18 protein-coding genes and 1 riboswitch are annotated in these 17,122 nt (G+C 65.8%); of the genes, 13 read left to right on the top strand and 5 right to left on the bottom strand.

The annotated features are described in order from the left end of the window. Positions 1–24 precede the first annotated feature (24 nt). From AC1MEM_RS21500 to AC1MEM_RS21490, 3 genes are all read left to right on the top strand, one after another. Positions 25–903, top strand: a complete 879-nt coding sequence (locus AC1MEM_RS21500; RefSeq protein ID WP_499474012.1) for a hypothetical protein — start codon at positions 25–27, stop codon at positions 901–903. Next, complete coding sequence (locus AC1MEM_RS21495; protein ID WP_499474010.1) at positions 893–2,248, top strand: hypothetical protein; 1,356 nt, start codon at positions 893–895, stop codon at positions 2,246–2,248. The genes AC1MEM_RS21500 and AC1MEM_RS21495 overlap by 11 nt, the downstream gene beginning before the upstream one ends. A gap of 84 nt (positions 2,249–2,332) precedes the next feature. Then, complete coding sequence (locus AC1MEM_RS21490) at positions 2,333–3,226, top strand: hypothetical protein (protein ID WP_499474009.1); 894 nt, start codon at positions 2,333–2,335, stop codon at positions 3,224–3,226. A gap of 70 nt (positions 3,227–3,296) precedes the next feature. Here the strand turns inward: AC1MEM_RS21490 and AC1MEM_RS21485 are convergent, their stop codons facing one another. Continuing rightward, on the bottom strand, positions 3,297–3,557 hold the full coding sequence (locus AC1MEM_RS21485) for a hypothetical protein (protein ID WP_499474007.1): 261 nt from the start codon (positions 3,555–3,557) through the stop codon (positions 3,297–3,299). Between the two features lie 221 nt (positions 3,558–3,778). Between AC1MEM_RS21485 and ylqF the strand changes: the two genes are divergently transcribed. The 7 genes from ylqF (at position 3,779) to AC1MEM_RS21450 (ending at position 11,019) form a co-directional block, all read left to right on the top strand. Beyond that, positions 3,779–4,699, top strand: coding sequence for a ribosome biogenesis GTPase YlqF (ylqF, locus tag AC1MEM_RS21480; protein WP_499477727.1), 921 nt, complete (start codon positions 3,779–3,781; stop codon positions 4,697–4,699). 152 nt (positions 4,700–4,851) lie between these two features. Next, a riboswitch (cobalamin riboswitch) is annotated at positions 4,852–5,077 on the top strand. 70 nt (positions 5,078–5,147) lie between these two features. Further along, positions 5,148–7,181, top strand: coding sequence for a TonB-dependent receptor family protein (locus AC1MEM_RS21475; RefSeq protein WP_499474005.1), 2,034 nt, complete (start codon positions 5,148–5,150; stop codon positions 7,179–7,181). Positions 7,182–7,194: 13 nt separating this feature from the next. Beyond that, positions 7,195–8,232, top strand: a complete 1,038-nt coding sequence (locus AC1MEM_RS21470) for a FecCD family ABC transporter permease (RefSeq protein WP_499474003.1) — start codon at positions 7,195–7,197, stop codon at positions 8,230–8,232. After that, a complete protein-coding gene (locus tag AC1MEM_RS21465; RefSeq protein WP_499474001.1) occupies positions 8,229–9,044 on the top strand; it encodes an ABC transporter ATP-binding protein in 816 nt (271 codons plus the stop codon). Before AC1MEM_RS21470 ends, AC1MEM_RS21465 begins: the two co-directional genes overlap by 4 nt. Beyond that, positions 9,041–9,913: a cobalamin-binding protein gene (locus AC1MEM_RS21460; RefSeq protein ID WP_499473999.1), complete on the top strand. Its 873-nt coding sequence runs from the start codon at positions 9,041–9,043 to the stop codon at positions 9,911–9,913. Before AC1MEM_RS21465 ends, AC1MEM_RS21460 begins: the two co-directional genes overlap by 4 nt. A 129-nt stretch (positions 9,914–10,042) precedes the next feature. Continuing rightward, on the top strand, positions 10,043–10,708 hold the full coding sequence (locus AC1MEM_RS21455; protein ID WP_499473997.1) for a thiol:disulfide interchange protein DsbA/DsbL: 666 nt from the start codon (positions 10,043–10,045) through the stop codon (positions 10,706–10,708). Continuing rightward, on the top strand, positions 10,705–11,019 hold the full coding sequence (locus AC1MEM_RS21450; RefSeq protein WP_499473995.1) for a hypothetical protein: 315 nt from the start codon (positions 10,705–10,707) through the stop codon (positions 11,017–11,019). The genes AC1MEM_RS21455 and AC1MEM_RS21450 overlap by 4 nt, the downstream gene beginning before the upstream one ends. A 183-nt stretch (positions 11,020–11,202) precedes the next feature. Here AC1MEM_RS21450 and AC1MEM_RS21445 read toward each other — a convergent pair whose 3' ends face one another. Continuing rightward, entirely contained in the window at positions 11,203–12,504 is a 1,302-nt protein-coding gene (locus AC1MEM_RS21445; RefSeq protein ID WP_499473993.1) for an ATP-binding protein, read from the bottom strand. A 379-nt stretch (positions 12,505–12,883) separates the two neighbouring features. On the opposite strand from AC1MEM_RS21445, the gene AC1MEM_RS21440 reads away from it, so the two are divergent. Together AC1MEM_RS21440 and AC1MEM_RS21435 are read left to right on the top strand one after the other, a co-directional pair. After that, positions 12,884–13,729, top strand: coding sequence for a MipA/OmpV family protein (locus AC1MEM_RS21440; protein WP_499473992.1), 846 nt, complete (start codon positions 12,884–12,886; stop codon positions 13,727–13,729). A gap of 2 nt (positions 13,730–13,731) precedes the next feature. Continuing rightward, positions 13,732–14,424 carry a hypothetical protein gene (locus AC1MEM_RS21435; RefSeq protein ID WP_499473990.1) on the top strand — a complete coding sequence of 231 codons (693 nt, stop codon included), beginning with the start codon at positions 13,732–13,734 and terminating at the stop codon, positions 14,422–14,424. Positions 14,425–14,451: 27 nt separating this feature from the next. Here the strand turns inward: AC1MEM_RS21435 and lspA are convergent, their stop codons facing one another. Together lspA and AC1MEM_RS21425 are read right to left on the bottom strand one after the other, a co-directional pair. Further along, a complete protein-coding gene (gene lspA, locus AC1MEM_RS21430; RefSeq protein ID WP_499473988.1) occupies positions 14,452–14,940 on the bottom strand; it encodes a signal peptidase II in 489 nt (162 codons plus the stop codon). 20 nt (positions 14,941–14,960) lie between these two features. Then, on the bottom strand, positions 14,961–15,647 hold the full coding sequence (locus AC1MEM_RS21425) for a response regulator (protein ID WP_499473986.1): 687 nt from the start codon (positions 15,645–15,647) through the stop codon (positions 14,961–14,963). A gap of 256 nt (positions 15,648–15,903) precedes the next feature. Here AC1MEM_RS21425 and AC1MEM_RS21420 point away from each other — a divergent pair, with 256 nt between their 5' ends. Then, positions 15,904–16,203 (top strand): hypothetical protein, encoded by a 300-nt coding sequence (locus AC1MEM_RS21420; RefSeq protein ID WP_499473984.1) that lies wholly within the window; start codon positions 15,904–15,906, stop codon positions 16,201–16,203. Between the two features lie 221 nt (positions 16,204–16,424). On the opposite strand, the gene AC1MEM_RS21415 is transcribed toward AC1MEM_RS21420, so the two are convergent. Beyond that, the gene (locus tag AC1MEM_RS21415) at positions 16,425–17,003 is read right to left on the bottom strand and encodes a superoxide dismutase (RefSeq protein ID WP_499473982.1); all 579 of its coding nucleotides are present in this window, start codon (positions 17,001–17,003) and stop codon (positions 16,425–16,427) included. Positions 17,004–17,122 lie beyond the last annotated feature (119 nt).

Below are 17,122 nucleotides of genomic sequence, written 5' to 3'. Positions count from 1 at the left end.
TCAACTCTACAAGAGGAGATGATTGTGAAGAAAGCCCTACAGTTGGTCATGGCGGCCTGTCTGATGGTCGTTTCAGGCTTCGCTGCCGCAACAAACTACACACTCTGGATCAACGGCCGCACTGGCGGCGGCGTGGTCGGCAACTACAACAGCTGGTCCTACTGGGGCCCCGGCACCACGGCTGCGGGCGTCAACAAGAAATCCGTCAACTGGGATGGCCGCAGCAGCATCGCTTCGCAAAGCGGCAAGATTCGCGACGCGCTCGACTGCTTCTGCACCGGGAACAACTGGTGCTATGTCGTCACCCACAGCGCCGGCGACCTGATGATGGGCTACAACATGGCCAACTACGGCGGCTCTTCGCGCGTCAAGAAAAACGCCATGGCCAACGCCACGGGTGCCTGCGGCAACAGCGACGGCACGGCCCAGACCGGCTGGAACATCAAATGGGTGCGCGCCGCCTCGGGCGCGGGCGGGGGATCGGAGCTGTCGGATGCCGGTTCCTGGACGACGTCCGAACCCCTCGTGCAGGACCTCAAAACCAGCACCGCGCGCGCCATGTACAACCACAACACCACGCGCAATGTCTGGTTCTACATGTATGCCGCGGCGAAGGGGACGGCCTATTCCGGCATCCTGCCGGGCCAGGACGATGAAGCCGTCGCTTACCACAGCACCGGCGGCGTGTCCGGCAGCGGGGGCGGCTCCTACTGCAATCCGAGCGACTGGTTCTGCAACGACCTGACCCTCGGCACGGCGGCCAACGAAGGCGGCTCGCTGAAATGGAGTTACCACTCGGTCAGCTTCCGGGACGATAACGAAACCTACAATCACTATGCGAACGGCAACTGGAAAGGCATCGTCGGGGTCGTGCGCAGCGCCGTGGTGAACAGTGCCCTCTGATCGACAACAACCGGGCCGCGCAAGCGGCTTGCGGCGCTGGCTGCCCCTCGTGCTGATCCTGGCGCTGCTGGCGGCCGTCGCCTGGCTGGCGCTGCGCGGCGACACGCAGTCGCCGGTCACGACCGTCGCCGCCGGCGGCGGCCCGCAACAGCGCCCGCAGTTCTTCGGCCAGGTCGACGGCCAGCCGCTTGCGCCGGCCCCGGGCGAGCGGGCACGCCAGCGCCAGCAGCTGGTCGACAACTATGCGCTGGCCGACAACACGTATTGCAGCTACCGCGAGGGCAGCATGTATCCGCCGGGCTCGCAGCCGATGTCGCGCAATCCCGACCAGGTCTATCCGAACCGCCCGGTGACGGAGACCAACCCGATGCGCGGCGAGGACCGCCGCGGCGATCCGAACATCCTGCTCCAGACCTCGCAGTCGCGCGTGTTCCTCGCCGCCGGCGAGTCGGCCGCGTTCTCGCTGCGCGCGGTCGAACCGAACGGGACCACCGTGCCGCTGGTCGTCACGCGTGCGCTTGCGGCCGGCATCGTCACGGCCGGCGCGCGGCCCACGACCCAGGTGCCGCTCGCCTTTGCCGACGATGGCGCCGGTGCCGATCCGGTGGCCGACGACGGCGCCTTTGCCGGGGTACTGACCCCGGCGCAGACGGGACTGGCGGGTTTTCACGGCACCATCCGCACCGAGGTGCGCTACACGGCGGGCGGCAAGAATGGCGTCGTGATCTTCGACGTCATCTATTCGCCGAAGGTGCCCGCGGTCTGGGCCGGGCCGCCGCGCGAAGCGATGGAGGACGGTTCGCTCACCTTCATCCTGCGCGCCGACGTGCGCCAGCCTGGTCGTTACGTCGTCACCGGCCGCATCGACGATGCGAAAGGCCGTCCGTTCGCGCTGGCGACCTTCAACGAGGTGCTGGGGCCGGGGCCGAACGACATCAAACTGACGGTGTTCGGCAAACTCATGATCGATGGCGGCGCCGCTGCCTTTGATGCTGCGCGACGTCGACGGTTATCTGCTCAAGGAGAACACCGACCCCGACCGCGAGCTGATGCCGCGCCTGGAAGGGCCCGTGCTGGCCAGCCGCAAGCGTTCGCTCGAGGGTGTGCTCGACACGGAGTGGGACAGCGAAGAACGCCAGCGCCACCTGGCGGAATTCGCGAAGGACCGCAAGGGCGCGGCCGCCGAACTGGCGAAGTTCGACCCCTCGCAACCCTTGCCGCCGAGCGCCTGCGGGCCCGTGAAATAAGCGTCCTCATCTGGAGTCGGCGCCGCCTGTGTTGGCGGCGCCGCATTCTTCCGGCTGTTCAGTATCCTTCCTCCAACGTGCGCCTCGTGCGCGGTTGACGTGCCAACCGACTTGTCACAAGAATGGTCGTTCGCGGTCGGCCGTCGACACGTCCCACTGCAACCAGAACGATGGAGGATGACATGGGACGATCCGCACGCCTTGCCGCTTTGCCCTACCTGCTATGCCTGCCCGGCCTGCTCGCCGCCGGCGTGGCGAGTGCCACCAATTACAGTCTCTGGATCAACGGCCGCACCGGCGGCGGCGCGATCGGCAACTACAACGACTTCACCTATTTCGGCCCCAATGCCGTGGCGGCGGGCGTGAACAAGAAGTCGGTCAACTGGGACGGCAGGAGCGGGATCGCCTCGCAAAGCGGCTATGTCCGCAACGCGCTCGACTGCTTTTGCACCGGCAACAACTGGTGCTATATCGCGGTCCACAGCGCCGGTGACATGCTGATCGGCTATACGCTGGCCAACTACGGCGGCTCGGCGCGCCCAAGGACGAATGCGCAGCCGAACGCGTCCGGCGTGTGCGCGGCCGGCACGGGCGGCACGCAAACGGGCTGGAACATCCGGTGGGTGAGGGTGGCGGCAGGCTCCGCCGGCGGCAGCGAACTGGCCGACATCGGCGCCTGGACCACGAGCGAACCGCTGGTCCAGCAGCACAAGGTCTCGACCGCGCGCGCCCTGTACAACCACAACGACACGCGTGGCGTCTGGTTCTACAACTATGCCGGCGCGAAAGGCACGCTGTATTCGTTCATCCTGCCGGGCCAGGACGACGAGGTCGAGGCCTATCACAGTTCGGGCGGGGTGTCCGGCACCGGCGGCAGCTCATTCTGCAATCCGGGCGACTGGTTCTGCAACGACCTGACGCTCGGCTCGGGCCCGAACCAGGGCGGGCGCGCGAAGTGGGCCTGGCACTCGGTCGTGTTCCGGGACGATGGGGAGGACTACGGGCACTACACGGACCGCAACTGGGGCGGGGTCACGTCACTGGTGCGCAGGGATATGGAAGCCATGGCGAGGTGAGGGGGAGTTGCCGGTTTGGCAGGATGGGCACCCGTGCCCATCCTGGTCGTGCACCTGCAGGTGATTTTCTTTACCCCGCGCCTCCACGCGCGGCGGCCCGCTTCTTCGCTGCAGTGGGCCGCTTGCCCACCACATACACCACATACCGCGCCTCGGTGCCGGCCGCCTGCGGCCCCGGCTGCGCCAGCTCCACTTCCGCCACCGCGCCCACCCGGCTTGCCGGCTTCGCCCGCTCGGCCGGTCTGTCCAGGCAGGCCAGCAGGATCAGCCCACCGAACGCCCCAAAAATCCATACCTCGACATTGCGCGCGACACCCATCAACTTCGCCATGACCTTCTCCTCGACATTGTCCCTTGACCGGCCACAAGCGGCCGTTCCCTCATCGTGCCCGTCCGCGGTGACTCGATATTGCAACGAATCAAGCCAAAATCATTCCAGTTGGAAACATAACGACAATGGAGCCGGGCACCGGTCGCGGCGCCAGCGTAAAATACCGCCTCGTTCGCAGAATTTGAAAGCACAGCATGTCGATACAATGGTTCCCGGGCCACATGAACTCCGCCAAGAAGCAGGCGGAGGAGCAGATGGAATTCATCGACCTCGTCATCGAGGTGCTCGACGCGCGCCTGCCCGAGGCAAGCTGCAACCCCCTGGTCGACCGCATGCGCCAGTTCCGCCAGCGCCCGGTCCTGAAGATCCTGAACAAGATCGACCTGGCCGACCCGGCGGCCACCGCCGCCTGGAAGGCGTATTACGACGCCAAGCCGGGCGTGACGGCCTACCCGATGACGACCAAGAAGCCGCTCGATGTCGCGCGCATTCCGGCGCTGGCGCTGTCGCTCGCCCCGCACCGCGGCGTGCCGACCAAGCCGCTGCGCATCATGATCATGGGCATTCCGAACGTCGGCAAGTCGACGCTGATGAACGCGCTGCTGAAAAAGCGCGTGGCCAAGGTCGGCGACGAGCCGGCCGTCACCAAGGTCCAGCAAAAGCTGTATCTCGACAAGCACACGGTGCTGGTCGACACGCCCGGCCTGATGTGGCCGAAGATCGAGATGCCGAGCGACGGCCTGATGCTCGCCGCCAGCCACGCGATCGGCACCAATGCACTGATCGAAGAAGAGGTCGCCTTCTTCCTGGGCGACATCCTGCTCGAGCGTTACCCGCAATTGCTGACCGCCCGCTACGGCTTCAAGACCGAGGGGCTGGACGGTATCGGCGTGGTCGAGCAAGTGGCCGCGCGCCGCGGTTTCCGCGTGCGCGGCGGCGAGTTCGATGTCGAAAAGGCGGCCCACGTGCTGCTGCACGACTACCGCAGCGGCGCCATCGGGCGCATCAGCCTCGAGACGCCGCAATCGCGCGCCGCGCGCCTGGAAGCGCACCGTCTCGAGAAGGAAGAAAAAGAGCGCATCGCCGCGGAGAAGGCGGCTGCGAAAGCGGAAGAAGCCGCACGCGGCAAGCGCGGCACGTAAGGACATGTCGACTGCGCACCGGTCTCGTAACGCATGGGCATGCCCATCCTGCGTTATGCAGCTTCCGCGGCCCGTGGTGCACCGTAGGGTGGGCATGCCCACGCGTTCACCACATGAATACCCGCGCCGCAAACCCTGACCCATTGTCCGATATATAATCACGCCGTTCTGGTGCCCGCGTGCGCAGTCTGCGCACGCAGTTAAACGGGAAACACGAAGCCATGGCGCCCCCGGCGCCCGGCCAACGTGTGCTGCCCCCGCAACGGTAAACAAGCGTCGCCCCGGCGACAGTCCGTCTCGAAAACCACTGTGCCCGCACAGGAAGGTGAGGCGCTCGCGCTTGCTAGCCCGGATACCGGCCAGGACAGGTGGACAGGTCATTGCCTTGTCCGTTGAATCCGGACTGCGGGGACGCAGGCCGGGTGCACACTTATCGAAGAACCACAACATGACTTTTGCTGCTGTTTCGAACAGCGCGCCGGCACGCAAGCCGATCGCGCTCGCCTGCGCCGTTTCCCTCTCTCTCTCCCTCTCCCTTTCCTTGTTCGCCGCCGCCGCCGCCCACGCCGATGAGCAGGCCATGTCCACCGTCCACGTCACGGGTGCGCGCTTCCCGAGCGATGCCGCCTTGCCGCCCGTGGGCGCCACGGTGATTACCGCCGACGAGATCCGGAATGCCGGCGTCAACGACGTCAACGCAGCCATCCGCAAGATCGGCGGCGTCTACGGCCGCCAGAGCCTGGACGGCTCGCCCGACTTCGGCCTCGACCTGCGCGGCTTCGGCACCAACAGCGCCCAGAACCTGGTGATCCTGGTCGACGGCGTGCGCCTCAACGAAAACGAGCTGGCCGGCACCGTGCTGTCGACCATCCCGGTCGACACCGTCGAGCGCATCGAGATCACGCGCGGCGGCAGCAGCGTGCTGTACGGCGAAGGCGCGACCGGCGGCGTGATCAACATCGTCACCAGGGGCGGCAATGAGCATGGGGCGGAGCAGGGCTATCACGGTAGCGTGGTGGCCGAAGCCGGCCAGCGCCACCAGTTCGATACCCGCGCCTCGCTGCGTCATGGCGAAGGCCCGCTGTCGTTCGACCTGGCCGCCGCACGCCAGGGCACCCATAACGACCGCGCCAACAACCAGTTCCTGCAGAAGAGCGTCAGCGGCGGCGTCCAGTGGGCCGCCGGCGATACGCGCGTCGGAATGCGCGTCGAAAGCGCGCGCCAGGATGCGCGCTTCCCGGGCGCGCTGACGCTCGAACAATTCGAACAGGATCCGCGCCAGGCCACGACCCCGAACGATTTCGGCACGCTGGCCAGCGACCGCGTGGCGCTCTTTGCCGGGCAGCGCATCGGCAGCGTCGAACTGGCCGCCGAGCTCTCGCACCGCGAACGCGAGAGCCGGGCGCATTATGAAACCACCTTCGGCACCGGCGACGTCGTCAACACGAGCCGCCAGACGCAGTTCTCGCCGCGCCTGCGCCACCTGGCGCGCATCAGTGGCCCCCTGAGCGGCCTGCTCAACGAATTCGTGGCCGGTGTCGACCTGCTGCAATGGGAGCGTGTCTCGACCTATGCCACGGCCTTCGGCACCTCGCGTAACGACGCGGAGCAAAAGTCCCGTGCCTTCTACCTGCGCGACGAACTGCGCTGGAGCGACGCATACAATGCGCGCCTGGCCTTCGGTGCGCGCCACGAACGCTTCGACAAGGACTACGCCGACGCGGCCGCAAGCGTCCCTCAGGAAAGCAGCGCGCAGTCGCAGAATGCCTGGTCGCTCGAGGGCAGCATCGATCCGGTCCCCGGCGTCACCCTGCACGCCAAGGCCGGCAAGAGCTACCGCTTGCCGAATGCCGACGAGAACAGCTACCGTTCCAGCGCCGGCGTGCTGGACGTCCAGACCTCGCGCGACCTCGAGCTCGGCGTGACCGTCGGCGACAAGGCGCGCCAGGTGTCGGCGCGCGTGTTCCGCCACCGCCTGCGCAACGAAATCTTCTTCGATCCGACCCTGTTCGGCGGCTTCGGCACGAACACCAACCTCGACCCGACCCGGCGCCAGGGCGTCGAGCTCGACGCCCACGTGGACCTGCCCGCCGACCTGCGCCTGAGCGGCCACGTCCAGCACGTGCAGGCCGAGTTCACCGACGGCCCGAACGCAGGCCGCGACATGGTGCTGGTGCCGAAGAACGTGCTGACCGCGCGCCTGGCCTGGACCCCAGGCAATGGCCAGAGTGCCGACATCGGCGCGCAGTACGTGTCGAACCAGCGCTACGGCAGCGACTTCGGCAACGATTGCAGCGCGCGCATTCCTTCGTACACGACCTTCGATGCCCGCTACGCGGTCAAGGCCGGCGCCTGGGAGTTCGCAGTGAACGCCCTGAACCTGGCCGACCGCCAGTACTTCAGCCAGGCCTACGGCTGCCGCGGCGGCATCTACCCGAGCGATGGACGCCAGCTGAAGCTGTCGGCGCGCTACGACTTCTGATGCCGTCGGCCGCATGAACACCATCGCCGCCACCTCGCCCGCACGCCGCCGCGCCACGCTCGCGCTGCTGGGCGCGTGCGCGCTGCTCGCGCTGGCCGGGGCGGGGCTGGCCGGTTCGGTGGCGGTCCCGCTGGCCGACCTGCCGCGGGCCTTTGCGAGCCTGCTGGCCGGCAGTCCGGACGGCATGGCGGCGACCCTGCTCGACCTGCGTTTGGGACGCGCCAGCAGCGCTTTCGTCACCGGCGCCTCGCTGGCGCTGGCCGGCGTCATGATGCAGGCCTTGGTGCGCAACCCGCTGGCCGACCCGTATGTGCTGGGCGTGTCGGCGGGCGCCGCGGTCGGGGCGCTGGCAGCCTTGCTGTTCGGTGCGGCCCTGTGGCTGGTCGACGGTGGCGCGCTGCTGGGAGCGGTGGCGATTTCGCTGCTGCTGTACCTGCTGGCGCGCCGCGACCTGGCCGGCGGGCGCGGCGGCGCGCCTGGCGGCGAATCGAGCGTGCTGCTGCTCACCGGCGTGGTGCTGGCCTCGGCCTGCATGGCGCTGGTGACCCTGATGCTGTCGGTGGCGCCGGAATCGCGCTTGCGCGGCATGGTGTTCTGGATGATCGGCGACCTGGCCGGCACTTCCTGGCGGCTGCTGCCTTGGCTCGTGCTGGCGGGCGCCTTGTTCCTGGCGCGGCGCCAGGCGCGCGCCCTGAACGTGATGGCGCTGCATGCCGATGCCGCCGTCACCCTCGGCGTCAACGTGGCCGCGCTGCGCCGTTTCCTCTTCGTCTGTTCGGGCCTGCTGACGGCCTGCGCGGTCACCACGGGCGGCAGCATCGGCTTTGTCGGCCTGGTGGTGCCGCACGCCTGCCGCCATGCCTTCGGTCCGGACCACCGCATCCTGTTGCCCGGCGCGGCCCTTGCCGGCGGCGCCTTCCTGGTGCTGGCCGACACGCTGGCGCGCACCGTGCTCGCGCCCCAGCAGCTGCCGGTGGGCGTGCTGACCTCGCTGATCGGCGTGCCCGTGTTCCTCGTCCAGTTGCACCAACTTCACCTGCGCCCGCGATGATCGAAACGCATGAACTCACCCTGCGTGCCGGTGCACGCCTGCTGGTCGAGCACCTGGACTGGCGCGTCGCGGCCGGCGAATGCTGGTGCGTGATCGGCCCCAACGGCGCCGGCAAGAGCACGCTGCTGCGCACGCTCGCGGGCCTGCGCGCGCCGGATGCCGGCAGCGTCAGCCTGGCCGGCACGCCGCTTGCCCAGTGGCCGCTGCCGGCGCTGGCGCGCGAGCGTGCCTGGCTGGCGCAGTCGCGCGGCGACGCCTTTGCCTACCGCGTCATCGAAACGGTGCTGATGGCGCGCCATCCCTATCATGCCGACCGCTACTGGGAAGGCAGCGACGACCACGCCGCCGCGGAAGCTGCGCTGCGCACGCTCGACGTGCTGCACCTGGCCCAGCGCGACGTGCGCACCTTGTCCGGCGGCGAGCGCCAGCGCGTGGCGATTGCCGCGCTGCTGGCCCAGGACACGCCGCTGCTGCTGCTTGACGAGCCGGCCAATGCGCTCGACCTGGCGCACCAGGTGGCAATGACCGATTTGCTGGCGCGCCTGTGCCGCGACGAGGGCAGGGCAGTGGTGAGCGTCGGCCACGATTTGAACCAGGCCTGGAGCGGCGCTACCCACGCGCTGCTGCTGCACGGCGACGGCGAATGGCGCGCCGGGCCGGTAGCAGAGGTCATGCGCGCCGAGCTGCTCGGTGCCTGCCTCGGCCATCCGATTTCCGTCATCGAACATGGCGGACGCACGATCTTCCTGCCCGAGGCGCCCGAAGCGCCCGCCCGCGCAGGGACCGTCCTTCCCGTCCGGAGAGCCCAATGAACGCCTTTCTCTTGTTCCTGCTGGCGCTGTGCGCTCCGCTCGCGCAGGCCGCCGTCAGCGTGGTCGACGACAGCGGCCGGCAAGTCGTCCTGGCGCGTCCCGCGCAGCGCGTGATCTCGATGGCGCCGCACGTGACCGAGCTGCTGTTCGCGGCCGGCGGCGGCGCGCACATCGTCGGCGCCATGAACTACAGTGACTACCCGCTTGATGCGCGCAAGATTCCCCTGATCGGCTCGAACAGCCAGGTCGACCTCGAGCGCGTGATCGCCATGAAGCCCGACCTGCTCATCGTCTGGCAAAGCGGGAACACGGCGCGCCAGATCGCCCAGCTTGCCAGCCTGGGCATCCCGGTCTTTCACAGCGAACCGCGCAACTTCGGGACGGTGGAGACGAGCCTGCTGCGCTTCGGCCGCCTGCTCGGCACCGACAAGACCGCCGCCGCCGCGGCCGCGCAATTCCGCGCGAAAGTGCACAGCCTGCGCACGCGCTACGCCGGCCGGCCGCCGGTCACGGTGTTCTACCAGGCCTGGGACAATCCCCTGTTCACCCTGAACGGCGAGCAGATCGCCAGCGACGCGATCCGCCTCTGCGGCGGCCGGAATATCTTTGCCGGGCTGAAAACAATCGCGCCCCAGGTCGGCATCGAGGCGGTGGTGCAGGCCGATCCGGAAGCCATCGTCGGCGGCAAACGCTACACGCCCCAGGACCGCGGGCTGTCGATCTGGCAACCGTATCGGGGCATGACGGCCGTACGCCGCAACAACCTGTTCACGCTGGACGAAGAAATGATTACCCGCCCCGGACCGCGCGTGGTCGATGGCGCAGCCACCCTCTGCGCCCGTCTCGAAGAGGCGCGCACGCGGCGTTAAGAAGCCCGGTTGCAGGCCGGTTACAGCGGTAAGCAAATGCAAAAAACGGCGCGGGCCTCCTTGGGGCGGCCGAAAAAGTGGTAATCTCGCGTCGTTTTCTTCAATTCCAAACAAGAAGGATCTATTCATATGCGCCGTTCCCTGCGTTTCGCCCTTGTCGCTGCCAGCCTGGTCGCCAGCACCGCTTTCGCTTCGCCCACCAATCCGCAGAACGGGGTCGAATACGTGACCTTGTCCTCGCCGCAGCCGGTCCAGGCTGTCGGCAAGAAGGTCGAAGTCGTGGAATTCTTCGCTTACCACTGCCCAGCCTGCTACGCGCTGGAAGCGCCCCTGCTCGAATGGACCAAAAAGAACGCCGACAAGGTCAATTTCCGCCGCATTCCGCTGCCGTTCCAGGGCCCGGCCGATCCGGAAGCCCACCTGTTCCTGACGCTCGAGGCGATGGGCAAGGAAGCCGAGATGCATGCGAAGATCGAGAACGCGGTGCACGTGCAGCGCATCCGCCTGATGAAGGATGAGCAGATCATCGACTGGGTGGCGAAGAACGGTATCGACAAGGCCAAGTTCATGGAAACCTGGAATTCCTTCGGCGTCATGACCAAGCTGCGCCGCCTGCCGCAGACAACGACCAATTACCAGGTGAGCGGCACCCCGACCCTGATCGTCGACGGCAAGTACCAGACCGCGCCGGGCCTGGTGGCCGAGAAGCTGAAGATCACCGACCGCAACCAGATGCTGCAGGCGCATTTCCAGGTCCTCGATGCGCTGGTCGCGAAAGCAGCCGCCACGAAATGAGCGACGGAGAACGCAAAGTCCTGGAAATGTACGAGGGCGCCCGCCCCCGGGAAGAGGACTTGTTCGAGATCAGCCACGTGAACCACGTGGCCTGGTCGCTGGCCGTCATCCTGTTCGGCCTCGTCATCTGGCTCTGCATTGCACTCGTCAATGCCGAGAACCAGCGCTACGCCCTGATGACGAATAAATGCCAGGACCCGGTCTTCAAGACCGGCGTCGACAAGGCCTGCCTCTACACCGTCCGCTCGCGCGACCATTGGTGGGAACACCTGTGGTACGGGTTCACGCATGTGAAGCCGGAGAGCAAGTAGGTTTCGAGGTGCCGACCTTGTACCGCGTGGACTCTTGAGTCCACCCTACGGTTCTCTGGATGCAAACTGGTGTGGCAGTAAGGTGCCCCGATTCCGACCGCTCGCGCAGAGACGAACGTAGGGTGGACTCTTGAGTCCACGCGGTACCACGCCCGCACATCGAAACGCACCGCGCAGCGCCGCTCACCCCTCCAACACCACCACAAACCGCGCGCCCCCGAGCTCCGAGCCCTCCACCTGCAAGCTCCCCCCGTGCACCAGCACCGCCTTGCGCGCAATCGACAGGCCCAGCCCGAAGCCCCCGGTCGCCCGGTCCCGGCTGCGGTCGAGCCGGTAAAACGGCTCGAAAATCCGTTCCCGCTCTTCCACCGGAATCCCCGGCCCGTCATCCTCGACCGCAATGAGCACGCGCCCACCCTCGCGCCACGCGCTCATCCGGATGCGTGACAAGGCATACTTCTGCGCATTCCTGAGCAAATTCGACAGCGCCCGCCCCAGCAGCCGCGCATCGGCCTCGATGCTCCCCACCTCGAGCCCGCACTCGATGCCGATGGAAACCTGCCCCGGCGGCAGCGCCGCCTCGCTCGAGCGCAACAGCGCGGCGACATCCACCGTCGCGCGCTGCGGCGCCTGGCCGCTGTCCAGGCGCGCCATGCCGAGCAGTTCGCCCACCAGGCTGTTCAGTTCCAGCACGTCGCCCTCCATCGCCGCGATCCGCTTCTTCAACACGGGATCGTTCGCCTTCGCATCCAGCAGCTCGAGCGCGAATTCTAGGCGCGCAATCGGCGTGCGCAATTCGTGCGAGACCGAATGCAGCAGCGTCTTTTGCGACACCAGCAGCTCTTCGATGCGGTCGGCCATGTGGTCGATTCGTTCGGCCAGCGGGTAGATGCTGGAGGAGGGCTGCATGCGGGCGCGCGCCGACAGCTTGCCGGCACCAAATTCGTCGGCCACGCGCGACAGCGACTGCAGCGACTGCCAGTGCGAGCGCGACCACAGCGCGATCGGCACCAGCAGCGCCAGCGCCACGATCACATAGCGCACCGCCTCCATCTGCAGCGCCAGGCTGACATCGATCGGCAAGTCCTGCGCGTGGATGACTTCGTCTTCGCTGCCGATGTAGCGCTCGCCCTTGAGGTCGACGCGGCGATAGAAGGACTTGCCGTCGACATCGAGCACGACCTCGCCGCGGTCGAGCGCGCCGAGGCTGGCGGCGGGGAGGAAGGCGCGGGCTTTCGGCAGCGGGATCAGGTCGAAGCGGGTGTCGGACACCTCGCGCACCCGGTTCAGGCGCGCCAGCCACTGGTCGGCGGGGGCCGCGTCAACATATTGTTCGATCAGGAAAATCTGGGCGGCGGCCTGGCGCCGCGCGATGTCTTCCAGCGGGTCGCCGAACAGGCGGCTCATGGCGAAATAGATGACGAAAGTGGCCGCCGTGATCGACAGCATCACCAGCATGAAGAAACGGAAGAAGATCCGGTTCACCCGGGTCCTCCTGCAACGTGCCGGCCGCCTTCTCGTTTCAACACCATTTTTTTCTCCTAGCGGCATTGTATCGGAGCAAACATTACCTTGCCAGCTTACAAATTCGCGACAATTCATCGACATCTGCTGCGAGTTTGGAAAGTTTTCGCAAGTTAAGATGTCCGGTAATCAGGTTTTCCGTTTGCCCACTCGGCATGCGAGTGTCGATGGGCTTTTTTATTCGGGTCGCCGCCTTTCCAGGCGCGCGGCCACATGGACTGCAGCCGCCCGGCCCTGGTGCAGTCGATACCAACGATTTGTAGACAGGCAAACACGACACTTGGGAGGAGGGCTTGCCTCAACGTAAAATACTGGCACCTGAGCTTTCGCTATCCCAACCATGACCAAGCTTTTCGCCCTGGCGCTGGCCACCGCATGCTGCGCAGCCTCTGCGCAGACGCCGGCGACCAATCCGATGCCCGACGGCAGCCGCGACATGTATGTCGGGCTGGGCATGGTCTCGAAGCCGCGCTACGACGGCGCCGGGCAAAGCGAACGGTCGGCGCTGCCGGTGCTGCAGCTTCAGTTGAGCAATGGTTTGTTCGTGTCGGGCATGCGCGCCGGCATCCACCTGGCGCACTCGCCCCAGCTTGAATTCGGCCCCTTGCTGGAACTGCAGCCGCGCCGCGATGCCGAAGGCGAGGGCGGTGAAGCAGGCGGCGTCAGCGAAGTGCGTTTCAGCATCGTCGCCTTCCCGCCGGCCGCCTTCAGCGACAACCGCCTGGCCGGCATGCCGGTGATCCACAGCCGCGTGCAGGGCGGGGGCTTCCTCAACTATTACCTGACGCCCGGGTGGCGCTTCACCAGTAGCCTGCTGTACGGCGCCGGCAACGACCGCAAGGGCACGAAACTCGAACTCGGCGTGCAGCGCCTGGCGCTGGAGCTGGGCACCCATCACCGGGTCGCACTCGATGCCGGGGTGACGCTGGCCGACCGCCGCTACAACATGGCCTTTTTCGGCGTCGGCGAAGAGGATTCGTACACCAGCGGAAATGCCGTGTTCGCGGCCGGCGGCGGCCTGAAGGATGCGCACGTCGGTGCGCGCTGGAACTGGGCCTGGTCGCCATCCTGGATGCTGAACTCGAGCGTGCAGCTTACCCGCCTGCTGGGCAGCGCCCGCCTGAGCCCGCTAGTCGAGCGGCCGACCAACCTGACGGTTTCCACCGCCATCGCCTACCGCTTCTGACGATGCCACCGGCCCCTCATCTCATCGCCACCCTGACGCTGGCCGCGCTGTCCGCCAGCGCGCCGGTCTACGCCGGCGACTGGGTCAGCTACCGCGACGCCTACCGCGCCATGGTCGTGTTCGAAAAATACGGCGGGCCGAAGAATTTCCTGCAAAGCCAGTTGCAGGTCGCGCCGCAGGACCGCGGCGCCCAGGTCGAGGGCTTGCAACTGACGCTGGCCGGCAAGACGAACCAGGTCAACCTGCCGCTCGACCCGCTGGGCCGCACCCCGTTCCCCCTGCTCAAGGGCGCCTACGACGAAAACGTCGCCTTGCTGCTGAGCCGCAAGATCGGCAGCTTCATGGTACGTCCGCGCGTGTCGATCGCGCTGCAGGCCGATGGCGTCTACGAGGATGGCGAATTGCGCGCCGGCTGCGAGCAGGCGCTCGGTTTTGCCCGCTACGGCGACGGCTCGCTGCGCACGCGCGTGTGCGGCGGCGTGCGCTTCGTGTTCGCCAAGCGGGCGGGGGAGGTCGGCGTGCGCCTGCACCGGCCAGACGGTTCCGACGCTGCGCTGGCCGTCGTCGCCGGCGTCGCGTTTCCCGGGGACGCCGACGACAATTTCCCGACGGTGCAGTACCGCTTCGCCGGCAACGAGCGGGGCCAGCTTGTCACCGCCTATCCGCCGCTGGCGATCGTGCCGCTGTTCGACTAGGAGCCGTTGTCGACATGCCGGGCGCGTCTATTTCCGGCGACTTCCTTCCATCTCCTTGCTGAAGACGAGCAAGGCTGCGCCACCGAATACAAACACGTCGGCAACATTGAATGAATATGGGTTGGTAATGGTGCAGCAGCTGACGTTGAGGTAATCGGCAACCGCACCATAGACCACCCGGTCATAGGCATTGCCGAGCGCTCCACCGATGACGGCACCGGAGGCCAGCGGCAAGACCCAGCCTGGCTTGTTGCGTGTCCATAGTGCCAGCGCCAGCGAGACGGCGACGCTGAATGCGACCAGCAACCAGCGGCCATCGATACTGTGCAAAAAACCGAAATTGACGCCTTTGTTCCAGGCCATCACAAAGTTGAGATAGGGCGGCCATACCTCGATCGTGTGGACCGATGCCAGGTCGAGCCGATGAACGATGATGACTTTGGACAGCCGGTCGAGGCCGAAAGCAATCAGTGATGCGATGAGCGTCCGGAGCATGGGCATGGGCATGGATGACATGGTTGCTTGTGTTGCAGGGGCTACACCCAGGCCGATGGCGAGAACAGATACCCTTCGCCCCAGACCGTTTTGATTTTCTCCGATTTGGTATCGTCGAACTTGCGCCGCAGCTTGGAGATGCAATTGTCGATGCTGCGGTCGAGCCCGTCGAACTCGATGCCGCGCATCTTCTTGAGCAGTTCGTCGCGCGACAGCACCCGTCCGGCCGCCTCGGCCAGCACCAGCAACAGTTTGTATTCGGTATTGCTCAGCACGCAGAGTTCGCCGCGCCAGAACACGGTGCGGTCGGCTTCGACGATGCGCAGCGCGCCGAAAGCGAGTTCACCGGTTTCGGGGGCGGCCTTGGGCTGGGTGCGGCGCAGCAGGGCGCGCAGGCGCGCCAGCAGCACGCGCGGCTGCACCGGCTTGTTGACGAAGTCGTCGGCCCCTTGCTCCAGGCCCGACACTTCGTCGTAGGAATCCTCGCGCGCCGTCAGGATCAGGATCGGCACCTCGGACAATTCCCGGATCTGGCGGCAGACGACCATGCCGTCCAGGCCGGGCAGCATCAGGTCGAGCACGACCACATCCGGCGCAAAGGCCTGGAAGCGCGCCACTGCCTCGTCTCCGCGCGTGACCAGGTCGACCGCGAACTCGTAGCCGGACAGGTATTCCGTGACCAGTTCGGCCAGGCGCGCATCGTCTTCCACCAATAACACTCGGTACATGCTGTTCTCCTCAGTCCGATATTGTATAGAAGCAATCGGATCGCAGCACAGGCCGGCGACACTCTGCCGACAGTTGAATACATTTTCGGGACAAATGGAAGCAAACGCGCTTGCCTGGCGTAACTGCGACAAACGCAGCCCGAGTTGCCCTGCAGTGGGTACCCTGGTTCTTTTGAACCAGCCCAAGGGGCGGGGCCGGCCGCATGCGAAAATCTCCAGCTGCTTCCGAAAAAAACGCACACATGGGAATAGCGATATGTCGACAAGAAATGAAAACAGCGTCGACGCCATTTTTGAAAAACGACGAACCTTCACTGTGCTGGTGCGTTATTGGTTGTTATCTTTTGTTGTGCTATGGGCAGTTGTGCTCGGAACAAGCTGGTTATTGCGGCCGCAACTCTTCCATGCAGATTTTTTGCGGTCTTTCACACCGATCATCGTTATTCTTTCGACGCTGTGCCCGGTTCTCGTCATTCTTCCAGAAGCGCCGAACTCAGGGGCGAACAAAGCGCCTCGGCAACGGACCCCAGTAGTGCATGAGCATCTCCGGGAATAAGGCTGCGACGATTCCAGGTGGAAACAAGAGATGTGTGAGTACAGATCGGCTCGCACTCGGACGGTCCAGACGACTGGCCGATCCGCACGATTCAGCCAGCAATCGCAGAAATATCTGCGCTTCAAAAGACACGGCCCGCGCGAGGCGGGCCGTGAGTCACGAAGCGTTTCGGCCTCGATCAAGTTGTGCAAACTTGATGAGGGCGAAACAGACGCGTCGAATTACGCCATGTTCTTGCCGACGAATTCCCAGTTGACCAGGTTCCAGAACGCTTCCACGAACTTGGCGCGGGCGTTGCGGTAGTCGATGTAGTAGGCGTGTTCCCAGACGTCGCAGGTCAGCAGGGCCTTGTCGTTCGAGGCCAGCGGGGTGTGCGCGTTCGAGGTGTTGACGATGTCGACGCCGCCGTCGGCCTTTTGCACCAGCCAGGTCCAGCCCGAACCGAAGTTGCCGATGGCCGACTTCGAGAACTCTTCCTTGAACTTGTCGAACGAACCCCACTTGGCGTTGATCGCGTCAGCGACCGGGCCGGTTGGCGCGCCGCCGCCGTTTGGCGTCATGCAGTTCCAGAAGAAGGTGTGGTTCCAGACCTGGGCCGAATTGTTGAAGACGCCGCCCGAGGACTTCTTGACGATTTCTTCCAGCGACATGTTTTCGAACTCGGTACCCTTGATCAGGTTGTTCAGGTTCGTCACATAGGTGGCATGGTGCTTGCCATAGTGGTATTCCAGGGTCTCGGCGGAGATGTGCGGCTGGAGTGCGTCTTTCGCGTACGGCAGCGGTGGCAGGGTGTGTTCCATGTCTTATTCCTTTATTGGTTGGCAACGAATTAATTCTTCGGAAACGGTGCATATTTTAAACTGGATGGGCAGACCCTGCATGTTTGCTGCCGAAAGGACAAGCTTGCCCCTCCCGGCAG

The organism is Telluria sp. AIW5 (assembly GCF_056680575.1).
The sequence above is the reverse complement of the archived record's forward strand: the minus strand, read 5'-3'. Positions and strand labels throughout refer to the sequence as shown.

What these genes read in the sequence shown, in the direction of transcription:
- AC1MEM_RS21425 (WP_499473986.1), bottom strand. Translation starts at nt 15,647, where the DNA reads ATGTACCGAGTGTTATTGGTGGAAGACGATGCGCGCCTGGCCGAACTG.
- AC1MEM_RS21475 (WP_499474005.1), top strand. Translation starts at nt 5,148, where the DNA reads ATGACTTTTGCTGCTGTTTCGAACAGCGCGCCGGCACGCAAGCCGATC.
- AC1MEM_RS21440 (WP_499473992.1), top strand. Translation starts at nt 12,884, where the DNA reads ATGACCAAGCTTTTCGCCCTGGCGCTGGCCACCGCATGCTGCGCAGCC.
- AC1MEM_RS21435 (WP_499473990.1), top strand. Translation starts at nt 13,732, where the DNA reads ATGCCACCGGCCCCTCATCTCATCGCCACCCTGACGCTGGCCGCGCTG.
- AC1MEM_RS21450 (WP_499473995.1), top strand. Translation starts at nt 10,705, where the DNA reads ATGAGCGACGGAGAACGCAAAGTCCTGGAAATGTACGAGGGCGCCCGC.
- AC1MEM_RS21420 (WP_499473984.1), top strand. Translation starts at nt 15,904, where the DNA reads ATGTCGACAAGAAATGAAAACAGCGTCGACGCCATTTTTGAAAAACGA.
- AC1MEM_RS21485 (WP_499474007.1), bottom strand. Translation starts at nt 3,557, where the DNA reads ATGGCGAAGTTGATGGGTGTCGCGCGCAATGTCGAGGTATGGATTTTT.
- AC1MEM_RS21490 (WP_499474009.1), top strand. Translation starts at nt 2,333, where the DNA reads ATGGGACGATCCGCACGCCTTGCCGCTTTGCCCTACCTGCTATGCCTG.
- AC1MEM_RS21455 (WP_499473997.1), top strand. Translation starts at nt 10,043, where the DNA reads ATGCGCCGTTCCCTGCGTTTCGCCCTTGTCGCTGCCAGCCTGGTCGCC.
- AC1MEM_RS21460 (WP_499473999.1), top strand. Translation starts at nt 9,041, where the DNA reads ATGAACGCCTTTCTCTTGTTCCTGCTGGCGCTGTGCGCTCCGCTCGCG.
- AC1MEM_RS21415 (WP_499473982.1), bottom strand. Translation starts at nt 17,003, where the DNA reads ATGGAACACACCCTGCCACCGCTGCCGTACGCGAAAGACGCACTCCAG.
- AC1MEM_RS21465 (WP_499474001.1), top strand. Translation starts at nt 8,229, where the DNA reads ATGATCGAAACGCATGAACTCACCCTGCGTGCCGGTGCACGCCTGCTG.
- AC1MEM_RS21470 (WP_499474003.1), top strand. Translation starts at nt 7,195, where the DNA reads ATGAACACCATCGCCGCCACCTCGCCCGCACGCCGCCGCGCCACGCTC.
- ylqF (WP_499477727.1), top strand. Translation starts at nt 3,779, where the DNA reads ATGAACTCCGCCAAGAAGCAGGCGGAGGAGCAGATGGAATTCATCGAC.
- lspA (WP_499473988.1), bottom strand. Translation starts at nt 14,940, where the DNA reads ATGTCATCCATGCCCATGCCCATGCTCCGGACGCTCATCGCATCACTG.